Genomic DNA, 14,914 nt, shown 5'->3' with positions numbered 1-14,914 from the left:
CGGTCGCGGCCGCCTTGCCGGGGCCGCGACCGGGGTGCGCCCAGCTGTGCCGAACTGGAATGTCAGACTGGTCCGACCAGCGGATCTGACAACCAGGGAGAGCGATGGGCGACGGGCAATCTGCCGCCGAGGTGCTCTCCGCGGAACTCGCCGCACTGCGCGCGCGGGCCGGGAATCCGTCGTTCCGCAAGATGGCCGACCGCTCCGGGCAGATCTCGCACACCACGTTGCACGAGGCGGTTCGCGGCACCCGGTTCCCGTCGTGGGACACCACGCGCGAGTTCGTCCGGGCCTGCGACGCCGACGAACAACAGTGGCGGCGACGCTGGGAAGAACTGAAGGGCGTGCCGCCGGAGATCCCCACGGCCGAGGTCGCGATCGTCAACACGGCGGCGGAACCGGTGCTGATCACCTCGGACCCGATCGCCCCGGAGAAACCGCGCCGCCGCAAATACGCGCTGGCGGCGGTCGCGTTCGTCGTCGTGCTGCTCGCCGCCGTCGCCGCGATCGTGGTGCCGAAGCTGACCAGCGGCACCATGGTCGACGTCGGTGCGCGCCTCCCCGGCGACAACTCCGAGTTCGTCGGCGACGTGACCGTGCCCGACGGCACCGTGATCCACGTCGGCGAGACCATCCAGAAGGTGTGGGAGCTGAAGAACACCGGCTCGGTCGCCTGGCATCAGCGGTACCTGCAGCGGATGGATCTGCCGCCGGCCCCTGGCTCGTGCCGCACCCCGGACCGGGTGCTGATCGGCGACACCCCGCCCGGAGACCACGTGATGGTGAGCGTTCCGTTGACCGCCTCGCCCGCGCCGGGGCGCTGCTGGATCGGCTGGAAGATGGTCGACGCGAAGGGTGCGGAGTTCTTCTCGACCCGCCGCCCGGTGTATGTACTGGTGACCGTCGTCTCCTGACGCGTGTCAGATTCTGTAAGACCTGGTCACCGGGGTACCGAACACCCCAGCCCGCTCGACAGGATGAGTCCCGCTGGGGGTCGGTCCGTGGCAGCTTGCGAACAGCGCTGCCACGGACCGCCGCATTCAGGCCGGACGGCGGAACGTCGTCCGGTAGGCGCTCGGCGAAACCCCGAGCGCGGCTTGCAGGTGCTGGCGCAGCGACGCCGCCGTCCCGAATCCGCACGCCGCGGCGACCCGGTCGACCGGCAGTTCCGATTCCTCCAGCAACTGCCGCGCACGCTCCACTCGCTGCTGGGTCAGCCACTGCAGCGCCGACATCCCGACCTCGTCCCGGAACCGCCGGGTGAACGTCCGCGTGCTCATCGACTCGCGCACCGCCAGGTCGCGCAGCGTGATCGGCTGGTCGAGATGCTCCAACGCCCATGCCCGCGCGGCCGAGGTGGACGACGACCGCGGCTCCGGTACCGGACGGCGGATGAACTGGGCCTGACCGCCCTCGCGATGCGGCGAAACGACGGTGCCGCGGGCGACCTCGTTGGCGACCGTCGCGCCGAAATCGCGGCGGATCATGTGCAGGCAGAGGTCGATGCCGGACGCGACGCCCGCCGACGTGAAGACGTTGCCGTCCTCGGTGTAGAGCACGTCCGGGTCGAGCTGCACGCGCGGGTATTCGAGCTGGAACTCGCACGCCGAACGCCAGTGCGTGGTCGCGCGGCGGCCGTCGAGCAGGCCCATCGCGGCGAGCACGTACGCGCCGGTGCAGATCGAGGCGATCCGGCTGTCCGGGCACATCAGGCTCATCGCGTGCTTGAGCTGCGGGGTCAGCTGCCGTCCGGTGGGCTCGTACTCGAGCGAGGACGCGGGCACGATCACCGTGTCGGCCTCGGCCACCGCCTCCGGCCCCTGCGCGACCGGGATGGTGAAGTCCGAATCGGTGCGGATGTCGCCGGGCTCCGGGGTGCAGGTGACAACCTCGTACAACCGCTCGCCATCCGTGGATTTGGCCTGGCCGAACAGCCGGTGGACGATGCCGAGCTCCATCACGAGCATGCCGTGCCGCACCAGCACCGCGACCTTGTGCCGCTCCGGATGACGAAAAACAGCCATGGCCCGATTCTTGCACAAGGTGGCCATCGGGCCACTGTTTTGGCCGTTTCGCCGGTTGCACCCTGGCCTCATGAACGTCTTGTGGATCTACGCCCACCCCGACCCCGCCTCCCTCAACGGCGCGCTCCGCGACGAGGGCGTCACGACGCTGCGCGATCTCGGCCATGACGTGCGCGAATCCGATCTCTACGCGATGCGCTGGAACCCGATCGTCGACGAGATCGCGACCGTGCCCGAGGACGTCCGGATCGAGCACGAAAAGCTCGACTGGGCGGACACCGTCGTCGTCCAGTTCCCGCTCTGGTGGGCGGACACGCCAGCCATCCTGAAGGGCTGGTTCGACCGCGTTTTCGTGCAGGGATACGGCTACGACTACCGCGACGAAACCGGTCACACGCTGCGCTACGGCAACGGCGTGCTGGCCGGGAAACGCGCGATGGTCATCGTCACCGCCGGGGCGCACGAGGACAGCCTCGGCCCGCGCGGCGCGCACGGTTCGCTGGACGATCTGCTGTTCAACGTCCAGCACGCCACGCTCTTCTACACCGGCATGACGGTCCTGCCGCCGCTCAAGGTGACCGGCACGAACCGGATGACGCCGGAGAAGTTCGACTGTGTCGCCGAGCAGCTGCGCAAACGTTTGCACTCCCTGGAAACGACCGATCCGCTGCCCTACCGCACGCAGGACGGCGGCGACTACGACCGGCGGCTCGTCCTGCTGCCCGAGGTCGCCCCAGGTCAGACGGGGTACGCGGCACACCTGACGGCTTGACCCGTATATACCTCCGTGGTTATATACGGGCATGGCGATCCTGCGAACCACTCCTGGCGGACGACCGAGCGTGAAACTCGAACGGACCCTGGCGCATCCGCCGGAGAAGGTGTGGCGCGCGGTCACCTCGCCGGAGGAGCTGGCGCATTGGTTTCCGGCGGCCGTCAGCCTGCCGGAGACCCCGGCTCCGGGCGAGAAGATCACGTTCACCTTCACCGAGACCGGAGATGTCAGCGAGGGCGAGATCCTCGGTTACCGGCCGCCGGAGGTCTTCGAGTTCACCTGGAACTCGGACCTGATCCGGATCGAGGTGTCCGCCGACGGCGCGGGCAGCAAGCTCGCCTTCACGCACGTTTTCAACCGCGGCGAACCGGACATCGCGCTGCTCGGCGCGGGACGGCACGTCACCGGTTGGGTCGCCTGCCTGGATTCCCTCGAAGCCTCGTTGGACGGCCGGGAGCTGGAGATGCCGACCGACTGGCATGCGCGGATGGTCCACTACATCGAGGAATTCGGCCTGGAGGACGGCGAAGTCCTGGACGGCGGGACGATCCGCTTCCGCCGCGACCTGGTCTGGCCGCCCGCCGAGGACGTCTGGAATCGGTTGCCGCAGCCGGAAAACGGGGCGGAGGTACTGGAATCTCGGTCGCCGGAGGTGCTGGCCTACACCTGGCTGCACGACGGGAAACCGGCCGGGCGCGTGCGGTGGGAAGTGACCGCGGATCCGCTGGACGGTGTTCGGGTGGAGCTGACGCAGGCCGTTCCGGCGGAGCTGGCCGATCAGCTGCCGGACTTGCTGACGGCGCGGCATGAGCAGCTGAACGCGTTGTTCGCCGGGACGTTCAAGGTGGAGCTGGAGCCGTGGTCGGCGGAGCGGCGCGCCGAGGTCAGGAAGCGGTACAGCTAGCCGAGAGCGGTGTTGTACGGCGAAAACCGCACCTCCGCCGGTCCCGGCAACGCTTTTCCGTGGAGCACCAGCCGCGGCGCCGGACCGTGGACCGCCAGCCCGCGCGCCTCGCACCACGCCGACAGCTCCGGGAACCGGTGGTCCACCGCCAACCGGAGATCGCCCGACGCGGCGCGGGCGATGCCTCGAATCAGCGCGCGGGCCTGGTCTTCGTCCGCGGCCACCACCGGACCGATTACCAGCACTCCGGCTTGCGCGGTGCCGAGCGCGTAACCGTCGTCGGTCACGTAGACGTGGTCGGCCTCGAACAGCATGCGGTTCAACAACTCTCGCCGTGCGAAGCCTTGTGCCGCACTGTCCAATTCGTACACTCGCGCCACGTCCGCCGGACCGATCGGCCGCGCCGCTGGGCCGTCGTCGTCGGTGAACCGGCCGCGATGGTCGTTGCAACCGCCGTCGAACTCGAAGCCCATCGATTCGTACAGCGGACGCGCTTTTTCCGTGGTGTGCAAGGAAACCACGGCGTCACCGGCCGCGTCGAGCGCCTGCGCCGTCACGCGACGGCCGAGCCCCTGCCGCGCGAACCGCTCCGCGACGACGACCATCGACACGCTCGCGGTCGGCCCGGTCCGGGTGAGCACCGCCGCTGCGGCGAGGCCGCCGTCCGGCGCGTCGATGCCGAATCCGCGGCCGACGTCCAGCAGCATCGCCCATTTCCGTTCTTCGCGCGGCCATCCGCGATCGGTTCCGAGGTCGAGGCAGGCGGACAGATCGGCGGGCCCGAGCGAGCGGACCGAGGCGTCGGCGAGCAGCACGCTCCCACCCTAGGCCGGAGAACGCCGGTCATGGCCAGGCCGACGCCGAAAATTCAACTGACGCCGGTCATAGGCTTCGTTGGTGACCGACTCCGAAGTGCTGACCGTCCAGCAGGTTCTCGGCGACGGCCGGTTCGCCGAAGTCGGCGAAGTGCGGCTGACCGAGGCCGATTCCCGCACGGGCTATGTGGCCGTCGGAGGTGCGCTGGGACGTCCGCTGTGGGCCGGGCACAGCGTGGAGAGTTCGTCCGGCCCGACCTCTTGGAACCGCGTCGGCCTCTACCGCGCCGACACGCTCGAATGCGTTCACCTGGTGCGCCTGCATTGGCCGGTCAACGCGTTGGCGTTTCATCCGGAGCTGCCGATCCTCGCCATCGGCTCCGGGTCGTACGACGGCGGCTATTTCTACGAGGGTGAGCTGACCGTTCTTGACCTCGAATCCGGCCACGCGACCTCTTTGCTGAAGGACCGCCGTGAGGTCACCGGACTTCGCTGGCGCGACCGGCACACCCTCGACGCGAAAATTTCGGTCCCCACCGAGGACGACGAGGAAGAGCTCGGCACCACCACGATGGCCGTCGCCATCGCCGTGCCGGACTGGCGAGCGGTGAAGGCCCGTTCGCTGCAGGTCATCGGCGTCACTGTGGCACCAACCGCCACGCCGATCACCCCGGAAAAACGCCGCCGGCAGGTGTGGGCGGTCGCCGCGTTGAGCGACGGACGGATTCTCGCCAGTCTTGATCGGGTCGCCGTGGAGTGCTGGTCGGCCACCGGCGAAGGCGAATGGTCCGTGCCCACTTCGGGCATTGGCTGCCAGCTCTGCGTCGACCCCGCCGAGAACACCGCCGTCCTCAACACCTGGACTGGCTGGACCGGATCGGCCTCGACTGTCGAACGTGTCCGGCTGGCCGACGGACACGTCGAACCGGTCCGGGCTTTCGACCATCCCGCCGTGGTCGTCGCCGACGAAACCGGGCAACTCGCCATCCGGCCCATTTCGGGTCCGACCGAGGTGCTGCCCTCGGAAAGCCGCGTCGACCTCGGCGGATACGACCTGATCAACCATTTCTTCGACATCCGCCGCGCGCCCACGCTGCTGTTCCTGCAAGGCATGGGCCCGCGAGCGCACGAGGACAAATGGGTCGTCGCCTTCGATCCCGCACGGCGGCGAACCGAGCGCTTGTTTCCTCTCGAATGGGACGCGGCCCAGAACCGGCACCTCTTCGGCGGCCCTGGCGTGTTCGTCGACGGCTCGATCGTCCACGCCACCGCGGTCTACAACGGCGCCGGACTCCTGCCGGGCAACTCCTGCGTCGTCCGCCGCTCCTATCCCGACGGAAAAGCCCAGTGGGTCTTCACCGCCGACCACCAGGTCACCGCGATAGACACCATCGGGTACACCGTCTACGTCGCGTTCAACTCCGGCGAGATCGTCGCCCTCGACGCGGCCGACGGTCGCGAACTCGCACGGCAGCAGCTGCAGGTCAACGGACATCCGGTCGTCCCGCTTTCGCTCAGCGCGCGAGCCCCGGACCGGCTCGTCGTCGGCACGCTCGACGGCCGCGTGCTGGTGTGCGAAACGGCGACGAGGGAGTCCTACGCCACACGCGCGGCAACCGCGCAGTAGCTAAGCTCCGCCACATGAGCAGTGCGACGCAGCCGCTCGGGACGCCGCCCGAGGGAGAACCGGACATCCACACGACGGCCGGCAAGCTCGCGGATCTCTACCGCCGCTACGACGAGGCCGTGCACGCCGGTTCGGCGCGCGCGATCGAGAAACAGCACGCCAAGGGCAAGAAAACCGCCCGCGAGCGGATCGATCTGCTGCTCGACGAGGGCTCGTTCGTCGAGCTGGACGAGCTGGCGCGGCACCGCTCCACGAACTTCGGGCTGGAGAAGAACCGCCCGTACGGCGACGGCGTCGTCACCGGGTACGGCACCGTCGACGGGCGTCCGGTGTGCGTGTTCAGCCAGGACGTCACCGTGTTCGGCGGCGCGCTCGGCGAGGTCTACGGCGAGAAGATCGTCAAGGTGATGGACCTGGCGATCAAGACCGGCCGTCCGATCATCGGCATCAACGAGGGCGGCGGCGCGCGGATCCAGGAAGGCGTCGTGTCGCTCGGCCTGTACGGCGAGATCTTCCGCCGCAACACCATGGCTTCCGGCGTCATCCCGCAGATCTCGCTGATCATGGGCGCGAACGCGGGCGGGCACGTCTACTCTCCCGCGCTCACCGACTTCGTCGTGATGGTGGACGAGACGTCGCAGATGTTCATCACCGGACCGGACGTCGTGAAGACGGTGACCGGCGAGGACGTCACCTTCGAGGAACTCGGCGGCGGGCGCACGCACAACACCAAGTCGGGCGTCGCGCACTACCTCGGTTCCGACGACGAGGACGCCATCGCCTACGTCAAGGAACTGCTCTCCTACCTGCCGCAGAACAACCTGTCCGAGCCCCCGGAGTTCGACGCTGACGTGCCGCCGGCCGGGTTCTTCGAGAACGTCACCGACACCGACCGCGAGCTGGACACGCTCATCCCGGACTCGCCGAACACGCCGTACGACATGCACGAGGTCGTCACCCGCGTGCTCGACGACGGCGAGTTCCTCGAGGTGCACGAGCTGTTCGCGCCCAACATCCTGGTCGGCTTCGGCCGGGTCGACGGCCAAAGCGTCGGCGTCGTCGCGAACCAGCCGACGCAGTTCGCCGGCTGCCTCGACATCGACGCGTCCGAGAAGGCCGCGCGGTTCGTGCGGACCTGCGACGCGTTCAACATCCCGGTGCTGACCTTCGTGGACGTGCCCGGCTTCCTTCCCGGCACCGACCAGGAGTGGAACGGCATCATCCGCCGCGGGGCGAAGCTGATCTACGCGTACGCGGAGGCGACCGTCCCGCTGATCACGGTGATCACGCGCAAGGCCTACGGCGGCGCGTACGACGTGATGGGTTCCAAGCATCTCGGCGCGGACATCAACCTGGCCTGGCCCACCGCGCAGGTCGCGGTGATGGGCGCGCAGGGCGCGGCGAACATCGTCCACCGCAAGACGCTGGCCAACGCGGCGGCGGAAGGTAAGGACGTCGACGCACTGCGCGCGGACCTGATCCAGGAGTACGAGGACACGCTGCTCAACCCGTACGCGGCGGCCGAACGCGGTTACGTCGACTCGGTGATCGTGCCGGCGCACACCCGCGGCCACGTCGCCAAGGCGCTGAGCCTGCTGCGCACCAAGCGCGAATCGATGCCGCCCAAGAAGCACGGCAACATTCCCCTGTGAGGCCGCGATGACGGACACTCCCCTGCTCCGCGTAGTCCGCGGCAACCCGGACGACGCCGAACTCGCCGCGCTCACCGCAGTGGTGGCCGCTGCTGCTTCGGCATCGCCGCCCGCTCCGGCACGGCGTCGTACGTCATGGTGGGGCGACCGGTCGGCCGCGCTGCACGCGCCTCTGGCCGCTGGTGACGGGGCCTGGCGCGCCTCGTCGTTGCCTCGCTGAAGTCCTCGTGAGTGTTGGCGCCGGTTCTAACCGGCACCGCCACTCACGACCGCCTACGCGGCTGGTGCGTCAACGTCCGCGCTGAGCCCAATCCGGAGCGTCAGCACCCGCGTGCGCCAACAGCTCCTCCCGGGTGATCGAACCGAGCGGGCCGACTCCGCGCAGCAACAGGTAATCGCCCGCGTCAGCCTGGTCGTGCTCGATCTCGACGTCCTCGGCGTGGTAGCTGTCGGTCCAGACGATCCGGACCTGGCAGCCGCCGTTCTGGGTGAGCGCGTGCACCTGCTGGACGGTCGCGAGCCGCGCCATCGGTTCCGATTCCCAGCGCTGCTGCAGAAATCGCCAGCGCGAGGCCTGTTCGGCCGCCCGTAATCGTTGATCGAGCCCGCCCGCGCGGTCCCGGAAAATCCAGACAATCCCGGCCATGACCGCGGCGGCCACAGCCAGACCGATCAGCCACCAGACCGTTCCCATGTCTCCAGGAGCCTACTCGGGGCGATGCTCGCGGAGGTATCGCTCAACCAGGCCATCTGTGAATTCCGGCGGCACTGGTGCGCCGGTGACCAGCACCCGGTAATGGATCGGCCCGACGAGTTGCTCGACCGCCGTGTCCAGGTCGGTGTCCGGCGGCAGTTCGCCGCGGGCGACAGCACGTTCGAGCGGAAGCCGGTCGCGCGCGTGCTGGCCGCGGACGTGGTCCTCGCGCAGCCGCCGAGCCAGGTCCGGGTCGTGCTGCGCCTGGCCGAGCAGCGTGCGGAACACCGCACCGGCGTCGGCGGTGGTCAGGAAGGACGCGATCGCGGCGAGGTGCGCGCAGAGGTCCTTGCGGAGGTCGCCGGTGTCGGGCGGGGAGAGTTCCTCGACGAGGTCGTCGCCGAGGGCTTCGAGCAGAATGTCCACTTTGGACGGCCACCAGCGGTAGACGGTCTGCTTCCCGACCCCGGCCTTCGCCGCGATGCCCTCCATCGTGAGCCGGGCGAAACCGACCTCCACCAGCAGATCGTCGACCGCGTACAAGACCGCGCGGCGCGCGTTCTCGCTGCGGCCGTAACGGTTCCCGTGATGCCGGCGCTCGCCGGGCTCAGTGACGTCGCCCACGTGCAGAAGTCTAGCCAAGACGCAACGTCTCGTCTAGCGTTGAGCGCACCAGCTCACTAGGGGGTTCTCAGTCATGTGTTCCGCGTGCGGGGTGCCGACGCACCAACCCGAAGCCGAGGCTGCCCCCGCGGCCCCGCGCAAATTCGCCGCGCTTTACAACAAGGATTGCCGTCCTTACCTGATCGGCACCGGCCTGGCCATGATGGCCGACAACGTCGAGCACGTCATCACCTACTGGGTGCTGTGGGAGAAGTTCCAGTCGCCCGCGCTGACCGGGTTCGAGGTGATCAGCCACTGGGTGCCGTTCCTGCTGTTCTCGGTGTATTTCGGCGGACTGGCCGACCGGCACGACTGCCGCCGGATCATCCAGGCCGCGCAGGTGCTGTTCATGGCGGTGTCCGCGGCGTGGGGCGTGCTGATCCTCACCGACACCCTCGAGGTGTGGAGTGCCTGCGTACTGCTGATTTTGCACGGCTGCGCGGGTGCGATCTGGGGGCCGGGCGAACAGCTGATGCTGCACGATTTCGTCGGACCGGCCGAATTGCCGAGCGCGGTCCGGCTCAACGCGACCTTCCGCAGCCTGGGCATTCTCTTCGGCCCGGTCGTCGGCTCGGCCCTGCTGCTCGGACTCGGGCCGGTGGCGGGCATTTTCGTGAACGTCGCGTTCTACCTGCCGCTGACCATTTTCCTGTTCCGCACCAAGTTCACCGGCCACACGCGAGACGGCGGAATCGTCCGCCGGCCACGGGTCGGGTTGATGGATTCGGTGCGGGTGCTGAAGGAAATCAGCGGTAACCCGACCATGGTCGGGATGATCATCCTCGCCGGGCTCGGTGCCTTCTTCGTCGGCGCTTCGATGCAGAGTTCGATGCCGATTTTCGCGCAGGACCTGGGCGCGGGCAGCGCCGGAACCGCGTACGGCGTGCTGCTGTTCGCCAACGGCGCGGGTGGCGTGATCGGCGGGATCCTGTTGGAGGCGACCGGAAAGATCAAACCGAACGTGCCCGCGGCGGTGGTCAGCACGGCGATCTACGGGATCTCGAGCCTGTTCTTCGCGATGACCGCCAGCTACCCGATCGCGGTGGCACTGCTGGTGATCGGGGGCGTGGCGAACCTGGCGTCGATGTCGATCGGCCAGACCGTCGTGCAGCTGCTGGCGAAACCGGAGGAACGCGGCCGGGTGATCGGCGTGTACAGCGTGTCCGCGAACGGGCTTCGCGCGGGCAGCGGATTCACCGTGGGGCTGCTCGGTTCCGCCGTCGGGGTGCACTGGTCGCTGGGCCTCAGCGCGGCCGCACTCACCGTCGGCACCGGGATCGCGGGCTGGTATTCGCTGGGCAGCCGCCGGGCACGGCAATTGCACCAGGTCACCGACTGAGCCGGTCCCGAAGACGGTCTACCTCGTCCGCGGCCATTCCGGCGCGGACGAGGTACTCGGCGACGTCGAAGCCGTCGAGGGTCTTGATGACGGCTTCGCGGATGGTCGTTTGGCGGCGGGCCAAGGCTGCTTCGAGCAGCGCGGTTTGGTCTTCGACGCCTAGCGCCCGGTACAGCGGCAGGACGGCTTCGGTCGAGAGGGCGTAGTCGGCGGCGATGGTTTCCGGGTCGACGTCGGCCAGGGCCAGCAGGAGGAGCGAGACGAGGCCGGTGCGGTCTCGCCCGGAAGTGCAGTGGAAGAGCACTCCGCCTTCGGCTTGGGCCAGCGTTTTCAGGACGGCTGCGCAGCGTTCTGCTTTGCGGTCAAGGAAAACGCGGTAGTACAGCGGGGTTCCGTCAAGCTGCTCGTCGGCGATGTACTGCCAGAACTCGGTGTCCTCGATGTCGTCCAGCGGAACTTCGCAGCGGGTCATCCCGGGTGGCACGGTGACGGCGTAGGTGCTGATCTCGACGGGGTTGCGCAGGTCGACGATGGTGCGGAGGCCGGATTCGCGCGCGCTGGCCCAGCCCGCGTCAGTGACGAAGCGGAGGCTAGCGGAGCGGTAGAAGCGCGCGGATTCGGTGCTGGGACCGGATCGGGTCGGGAGACCGCCGAGGTCTCGGGTGTTGAAGAAGCCTTCCCAGTCGACTGCCCGGTTCTCGCCCATGAGCCGATCTTGGCCCGGGTCGTCGGTCGCGGAAAGCCTTTCGGGGCCGCGAAAGGGCCGTCGAACAGGCGATCGCCGGTTTTTGTCGGTGGTCCTGGTTACGCTCTCCCCATCTCGCAGCACCCATCACCGTCAGCCACGAGCTGCTCACCAGCGCAGATCACACTGGATCGCAGCTTGCTCCACACCGTATAGTCCACGTGGAATAACCCACTTGGTATCACTCGATTGGATCCCTGGAGGAACACCGTCATGGTCGCGGCCAAGCTCACGGCGCTGGGCGTCGCCGTGCTCGAGCTGCTGCACGAGCGGCCGATGCACCCGTACGAAATGGCCCAGCTGATGCGGGAACGGCACGTCGAAGCCCGCGTGAAGCTCAAGGCCGGCTCGCTCTATCACACGGTGGATCGCTTGCAGCGCAACGGTTTCGTCGACGTCGTCGAAACCCAGCGAGACGGCAGGCGGCCGGAGCGCACGGTGTATGCGATGACGGCCGCGGGCAAGGACGCCTTCCAGGAACGAGCCCGGCAAATGCTGGGCGACGTGGTGCCGGACTACAGCGACGTACTCAGCGGACTCGCCGTGATCGACGATCTGGGGCGCGACGTGGCGCTGCTCGAACTGGAGCACCGGATGACCGCGCTGCGCGCGGCCGTGGCCTCCGACGAGGTGCTCATCGACCGGCTGGAATCCGACGGCACCCCCGAAATCTATTGGCTCGACTTCCGCTACAGCGCGGCACAGCGGAAGTTCGAGCTCGCGTGGATCGAGCAGCTGTCCGCGGACCTCGACAGCGGCCGGATCCCTTTCCAGGACAAGAAACTCAAGCTCAAGGAAGACCATGAACGCAAGACCAGTTAACCCGTGGGCCGCGCTCAGCGCGCTCTGCATCGGGTTCTTCATGATCCTGCTGGACACCACGATCGTGTCCATCGCGGTGCCCGCCATGCTGCAGCACTTCGGAGCCGGGCTGAACTCGGTGGTGTGGGTGATCAGCGTCTACCTGCTCACCTACGCCGTGCCGATGCTGTTCACCAGCCGCCTCGGCGACCGCTTCGGCCCGAAGCGCGTCTTCGTCGCCGGGCTGGTCGTTTTCACCGCGTCGTCGCTGTGGTGCGGCCTGTCCGGCAACGTCGAGATGCTGATCGCCGCCCGTGCCGTGCAAGGCCTCGGCGCGGCGCTGATGACGCCGCAGACGCTGGCATTCATCAGCCACCTCTTCCCGCCCGCGAAGCGCGGCGCGGCGATGGGCGCGTGGGGCGGCGTAGCCGGCCTGGCCACGATCACCGGCCCGCTGCTGGGCGGCGTGCTGGTGCAGCACCTCGGCTGGGAGTGGATTTTCTACGTGAACGTGCCGATCGGCGTCGTCGCCATCGCACTCACGCTGTGGCTGGTGCCGGACTGGCAGCCGAAGCACTCGCACTCGTTTGATCTGCTCGGCATTCTGCTGTCCGCCGCCGGACTGTTCTGCATCGTGTTCGGCGTCCAAAATGGACAGCAGTACGACTGGGGCACTGTGTTTGGTGGCATCACAGTCTTCGAAATCATCGGTGCCGGAGTGGTGCTGCTGGTCGCCTTCGTACTGTGGCAGCACTACAACCGCCGCGAACCGCTGGTCCCGCTGGCGGTGTTCGCGAACCGCAACTTCTCCGCGGGCACCCTCACCGCGACCACCGTCGGTTTCACGATGACCGGTATGTTCCTGCCGCTGATCATCTACATCCAGACCGTACTGGGCCTGTCCCCCACCGTGGCCGGCCTGCTCACCGCCCCGATGTCGCTGCTGTCCGGCGTGATCGCCCCGTTCGTAGGCCGCGCCTCGGACCGGATCAACGGCAAGTACCTGGTGATGGGCGGCCTCGCTCTACTGGCCGCGGGCGTGGGCATCATCGCGCTGCAAGCCCGTCCGGACACCAGTCCGTGGGCGCTGATCCCGGCCCTTCTAGTGTGCGGCCTAGGCGTCGGCTGCATCTTCTCCCCGATGAGCAACCTGACGATGGCGTCGGTAGAACCACGGCTCACCGGCACCGCATCGGGCATCTTCAACACCGCCCGCCAGGTAGGCGGGGTCCTGGGCAGCGCCGCGATCGGCGTGCTCCTGCAAGCACGAATCAGCGCTTCCATCACGAGCGAGGCCGCCACCGCTGCCCAACAACTGCCAGAGCAATACCGCGTGCCTTTCACCGAAGGCATTGCTCACGCCGCCGCCTCCACCGGCGAATTCGGCTCCTCCGGCGGTCCCGCCCCGATCCCGGGTCTCCCGGCAGACCTCGCCGCCCAAGCGGGCCGCCTCGCCGGGGAGGTAGTCCACAATGGACTCACCGACGCCGCCCGTGCGACGCTGATCCTGCCGATCGTGGTGCTGGTACTGGGAGTCCTGTCCGCAGCCGCCCTGCGCCGGGTGACGCCCCGATCGCACACGCCAGCACCGGCCGTTCCTACTCCGGAACCGGCCCGATGAACGGCTGACCGTCCCTGCCCCGGCTGGCCAGACCCAGCCGGGGCAGGGACGGCAACAAGAGAGGGGCAACGCGAACAGGAGGCCATGCCGGGCGAGCCGAGCCCAGGCCCGAGCGCGCCCTGCATCACGCAGCAGCGGTGTCACGGTTGCGGCGCAACACAAAACCCGCCTGCGGCGATTGCCACGTACGCGGCCGCGAGGTCCCCCGCTGCCCAGCAACATCGCAGCCCGCCCCTCTCACCGCGCCGTTGCCCTCGTGCCGCGCTGGCCTCTCGCCTTCGCACCGCGCGCCGGAATCGCTCAGCTCGGAACGCTGGCGTCGGGCTCGACACTGGATTCGCCCCACTGCGACATCTCCGCCCGAGCCACACCCCGAATCCCGCGCCACCGCGACACCGCCTCCCCCAGGCCACACCCCGAACCCCGCGCCACCGCGACACCGCCACCCGCGGGCCACACCCCAAACCCCACGCCACCGCCACCCCCGAGCCACACCCCGAACCCCGCGCCACCGCAACACCCCCGCCCCGGGCCACACCCCCACACCCCACCCAACAGAGGTAGCGTTCAAGCCCGTGCGTCTAGTCCTCGCCTCCCAGTCCCCCGCCCGCCTCTCCGTGCTGCGCAGCGCCGGTCTCGACCCGGCCGTCGTCGTGTCCGGCGTCGACGAGGACGCCGTTGCCGCCGCGCTCACCGATCCCGCCCCGGCCGAACTCGTCACGGCGCTCGCCAAAGCCAAGGCCAACGCCGTCGTCGAGATGGTTTCCGAACCCGACGCCGTGATCGTCGCTTGCGATTCCATGCTTTCCATTGGCGGCGAGATGGTCGGCAAGCCCGCCAACGCCGAAGTCGCGAAGCAGCGCTGGGCGAAGATGGCCGGCAGCTCCGGCGTCCTGCTCACCGGGCACGCCGTCGTCCGGCTCGACGGCGGGCAGCGCACCAAGGAAGCCTCCGGCACGCGGTCCACCACCGTGCACTTCGCCAATCCCAGCCAGGCCGAGATCGACGCCTATGTCGCCACCGGCGAACCGCTGCACGTCGCGGGGGCGTTCACGCTCGACGCGCTCGGCGGGTGGTTCGTCGAGGGCGTCGAGGGCGACCCCTCCAGCGTGATCGGGATCAGCCTTCCGCTGCTGCGCCAGCTCCTCGCCGAGGTGGGCGTCAGCGTCACCGAGATGTGGAAATAGTTCACATACTGGGACGATGTGTCACTCGGACGAGTGATCAGGGAAAGTCGACGCCGGCCCGCACCCG

Annotated in this window: 15 protein-coding genes; 10 read left to right on the top strand and 5 right to left on the bottom strand. The window is 68.6% G+C overall.

The window, feature by feature from the left end:
* The first annotated feature begins 104 nt into the window (after positions 1–104).
* Positions 105–914 (top strand): NBR1-Ig-like domain-containing protein, encoded by an 810-nt coding sequence (locus ACWDNU_RS17575; protein WP_449669618.1) that lies wholly within the window; start codon positions 105–107, stop codon positions 912–914.
* Between the two features lie 126 nt (positions 915–1,040).
* Here the strand turns inward: ACWDNU_RS17575 and ACWDNU_RS17570 are convergent, their stop codons facing one another.
* Positions 1,041–2,024 carry a GlxA family transcriptional regulator gene (locus ACWDNU_RS17570; protein ID WP_449669617.1) on the bottom strand — a complete coding sequence of 328 codons (984 nt, stop codon included), beginning with the start codon at positions 2,022–2,024 and terminating at the stop codon, positions 1,041–1,043.
* A 70-nt stretch (positions 2,025–2,094) separates the two neighbouring features.
* Between ACWDNU_RS17570 and ACWDNU_RS17565 the strand changes: the two genes are divergently transcribed.
* Both ACWDNU_RS17565 and ACWDNU_RS17560 read left to right on the top strand, forming a co-directional pair.
* Positions 2,095–2,796 carry an NAD(P)H-dependent oxidoreductase gene (locus ACWDNU_RS17565; protein ID WP_449669616.1) on the top strand — a complete coding sequence of 234 codons (702 nt, stop codon included), beginning with the start codon at positions 2,095–2,097 and terminating at the stop codon, positions 2,794–2,796.
* Positions 2,797–2,827: 31 nt separating this feature from the next.
* A complete protein-coding gene (locus ACWDNU_RS17560) occupies positions 2,828–3,703 on the top strand; it encodes an SRPBCC domain-containing protein (protein WP_449669615.1) in 876 nt (291 codons plus the stop codon).
* On the opposite strand, the gene ACWDNU_RS17555 is transcribed toward ACWDNU_RS17560, so the two are convergent.
* Entirely contained in the window at positions 3,700–4,518 is an 819-nt protein-coding gene (locus tag ACWDNU_RS17555) for a GNAT family N-acetyltransferase (RefSeq protein ID WP_449669614.1), read from the bottom strand. The two genes, ACWDNU_RS17560 and ACWDNU_RS17555, sit on opposite strands and share 4 nt — an antisense overlap.
* 82 nt (positions 4,519–4,600) lie before the next feature.
* Between ACWDNU_RS17555 and ACWDNU_RS17550 the strand changes: the two genes are divergently transcribed.
* From ACWDNU_RS17550 to ACWDNU_RS17540, 3 genes are read left to right on the top strand one after another with little or no spacing between them, the layout of a single operon-like run.
* A complete protein-coding gene (locus tag ACWDNU_RS17550; protein ID WP_449669613.1) occupies positions 4,601–6,145 on the top strand; it encodes a hypothetical protein in 1,545 nt (514 codons plus the stop codon).
* Positions 6,146–6,159: 14 nt separating this feature from the next.
* Complete coding sequence (locus ACWDNU_RS17545) at positions 6,160–7,797, top strand: acyl-CoA carboxylase subunit beta (RefSeq protein WP_370940360.1); 1,638 nt, start codon at positions 6,160–6,162, stop codon at positions 7,795–7,797.
* A gap of 7 nt (positions 7,798–7,804) precedes the next feature.
* Positions 7,805–8,017 carry an acyl-CoA carboxylase epsilon subunit gene (locus tag ACWDNU_RS17540; RefSeq protein WP_370940361.1) on the top strand — a complete coding sequence of 71 codons (213 nt, stop codon included), beginning with the start codon at positions 7,805–7,807 and terminating at the stop codon, positions 8,015–8,017.
* Between the two features lie 69 nt (positions 8,018–8,086).
* Here the strand turns inward: ACWDNU_RS17540 and ACWDNU_RS17535 are convergent, their stop codons facing one another.
* Positions 8,087–8,491 carry a hypothetical protein gene (locus ACWDNU_RS17535; RefSeq protein ID WP_449669612.1) on the bottom strand — a complete coding sequence of 135 codons (405 nt, stop codon included), beginning with the start codon at positions 8,489–8,491 and terminating at the stop codon, positions 8,087–8,089.
* Positions 8,492–8,503: 12 nt separating this feature from the next.
* Positions 8,504–9,115, bottom strand: a complete 612-nt coding sequence (locus ACWDNU_RS17530) for a TetR/AcrR family transcriptional regulator (protein WP_449669611.1) — start codon at positions 9,113–9,115, stop codon at positions 8,504–8,506.
* A gap of 91 nt (positions 9,116–9,206) precedes the next feature.
* On the opposite strand from ACWDNU_RS17530, the gene ACWDNU_RS17525 reads away from it, so the two are divergent.
* Complete coding sequence (locus tag ACWDNU_RS17525) at positions 9,207–10,493, top strand: MFS transporter (RefSeq protein ID WP_449669610.1); 1,287 nt, start codon at positions 9,207–9,209, stop codon at positions 10,491–10,493.
* On the opposite strand, the gene ACWDNU_RS17520 is transcribed toward ACWDNU_RS17525, so the two are convergent.
* Positions 10,483–11,199: a tyrosine-protein phosphatase gene (locus ACWDNU_RS17520; RefSeq protein WP_449669609.1), complete on the bottom strand. Its 717-nt coding sequence runs from the start codon at positions 11,197–11,199 to the stop codon at positions 10,483–10,485. The genes ACWDNU_RS17525 and ACWDNU_RS17520 overlap by 11 nt on opposite strands.
* A gap of 252 nt (positions 11,200–11,451) precedes the next feature.
* Between ACWDNU_RS17520 and ACWDNU_RS17515 the strand changes: the two genes are divergently transcribed.
* From ACWDNU_RS17515 to ACWDNU_RS17505, 3 genes are all read left to right on the top strand, one after another.
* Positions 11,452–12,060, top strand: a complete 609-nt coding sequence (locus tag ACWDNU_RS17515; RefSeq protein ID WP_449669608.1) for a PadR family transcriptional regulator — start codon at positions 11,452–11,454, stop codon at positions 12,058–12,060.
* Complete coding sequence (locus ACWDNU_RS17510; protein WP_449669607.1) at positions 12,041–13,660, top strand: DHA2 family efflux MFS transporter permease subunit; 1,620 nt, start codon at positions 12,041–12,043, stop codon at positions 13,658–13,660. Before ACWDNU_RS17515 ends, ACWDNU_RS17510 begins: the two co-directional genes overlap by 20 nt.
* Before the next feature lie 575 nt (positions 13,661–14,235).
* Entirely contained in the window at positions 14,236–14,847 is a 612-nt protein-coding gene (locus ACWDNU_RS17505) for a Maf family protein (protein ID WP_449669606.1), read from the top strand.
* The last annotated feature ends 67 nt before the right edge of the window (positions 14,848–14,914 follow it).

The sequence above is a fragment of the Amycolatopsis sp. NPDC003676 genome (genome assembly GCF_053587275.1).
The sequence above is the reverse complement of the archived record's forward strand: the minus strand, read 5'-3'. Positions and strand labels throughout refer to the sequence as shown.

What these genes read in the sequence shown, in the direction of transcription:
- ACWDNU_RS17575 (WP_449669618.1), top strand. Translation starts at nt 105, where the DNA reads ATGGGCGACGGGCAATCTGCCGCCGAGGTGCTCTCCGCGGAACTCGCC.
- ACWDNU_RS17570 (WP_449669617.1), bottom strand. Translation starts at nt 2,024, where the DNA reads ATGGCTGTTTTTCGTCATCCGGAGCGGCACAAGGTCGCGGTGCTGGTG.
- ACWDNU_RS17565 (WP_449669616.1), top strand. Translation starts at nt 2,095, where the DNA reads ATGAACGTCTTGTGGATCTACGCCCACCCCGACCCCGCCTCCCTCAAC.
- ACWDNU_RS17560 (WP_449669615.1), top strand. Translation starts at nt 2,828, where the DNA reads ATGGCGATCCTGCGAACCACTCCTGGCGGACGACCGAGCGTGAAACTC.
- ACWDNU_RS17545 (WP_370940360.1), top strand. Translation starts at nt 6,160, where the DNA reads ATGAGCAGTGCGACGCAGCCGCTCGGGACGCCGCCCGAGGGAGAACCG.
- ACWDNU_RS17540 (WP_370940361.1), top strand. Translation starts at nt 7,805, where the DNA reads ATGACGGACACTCCCCTGCTCCGCGTAGTCCGCGGCAACCCGGACGAC.
- ACWDNU_RS17535 (WP_449669612.1), bottom strand. Translation starts at nt 8,491, where the DNA reads ATGGGAACGGTCTGGTGGCTGATCGGTCTGGCTGTGGCCGCCGCGGTC.
- ACWDNU_RS17520 (WP_449669609.1), bottom strand. Translation starts at nt 11,199, where the DNA reads ATGGGCGAGAACCGGGCAGTCGACTGGGAAGGCTTCTTCAACACCCGA.
- ACWDNU_RS17515 (WP_449669608.1), top strand. Translation starts at nt 11,452, where the DNA reads ATGGTCGCGGCCAAGCTCACGGCGCTGGGCGTCGCCGTGCTCGAGCTG.
- ACWDNU_RS17510 (WP_449669607.1), top strand. Translation starts at nt 12,041, where the DNA reads ATGAACGCAAGACCAGTTAACCCGTGGGCCGCGCTCAGCGCGCTCTGC.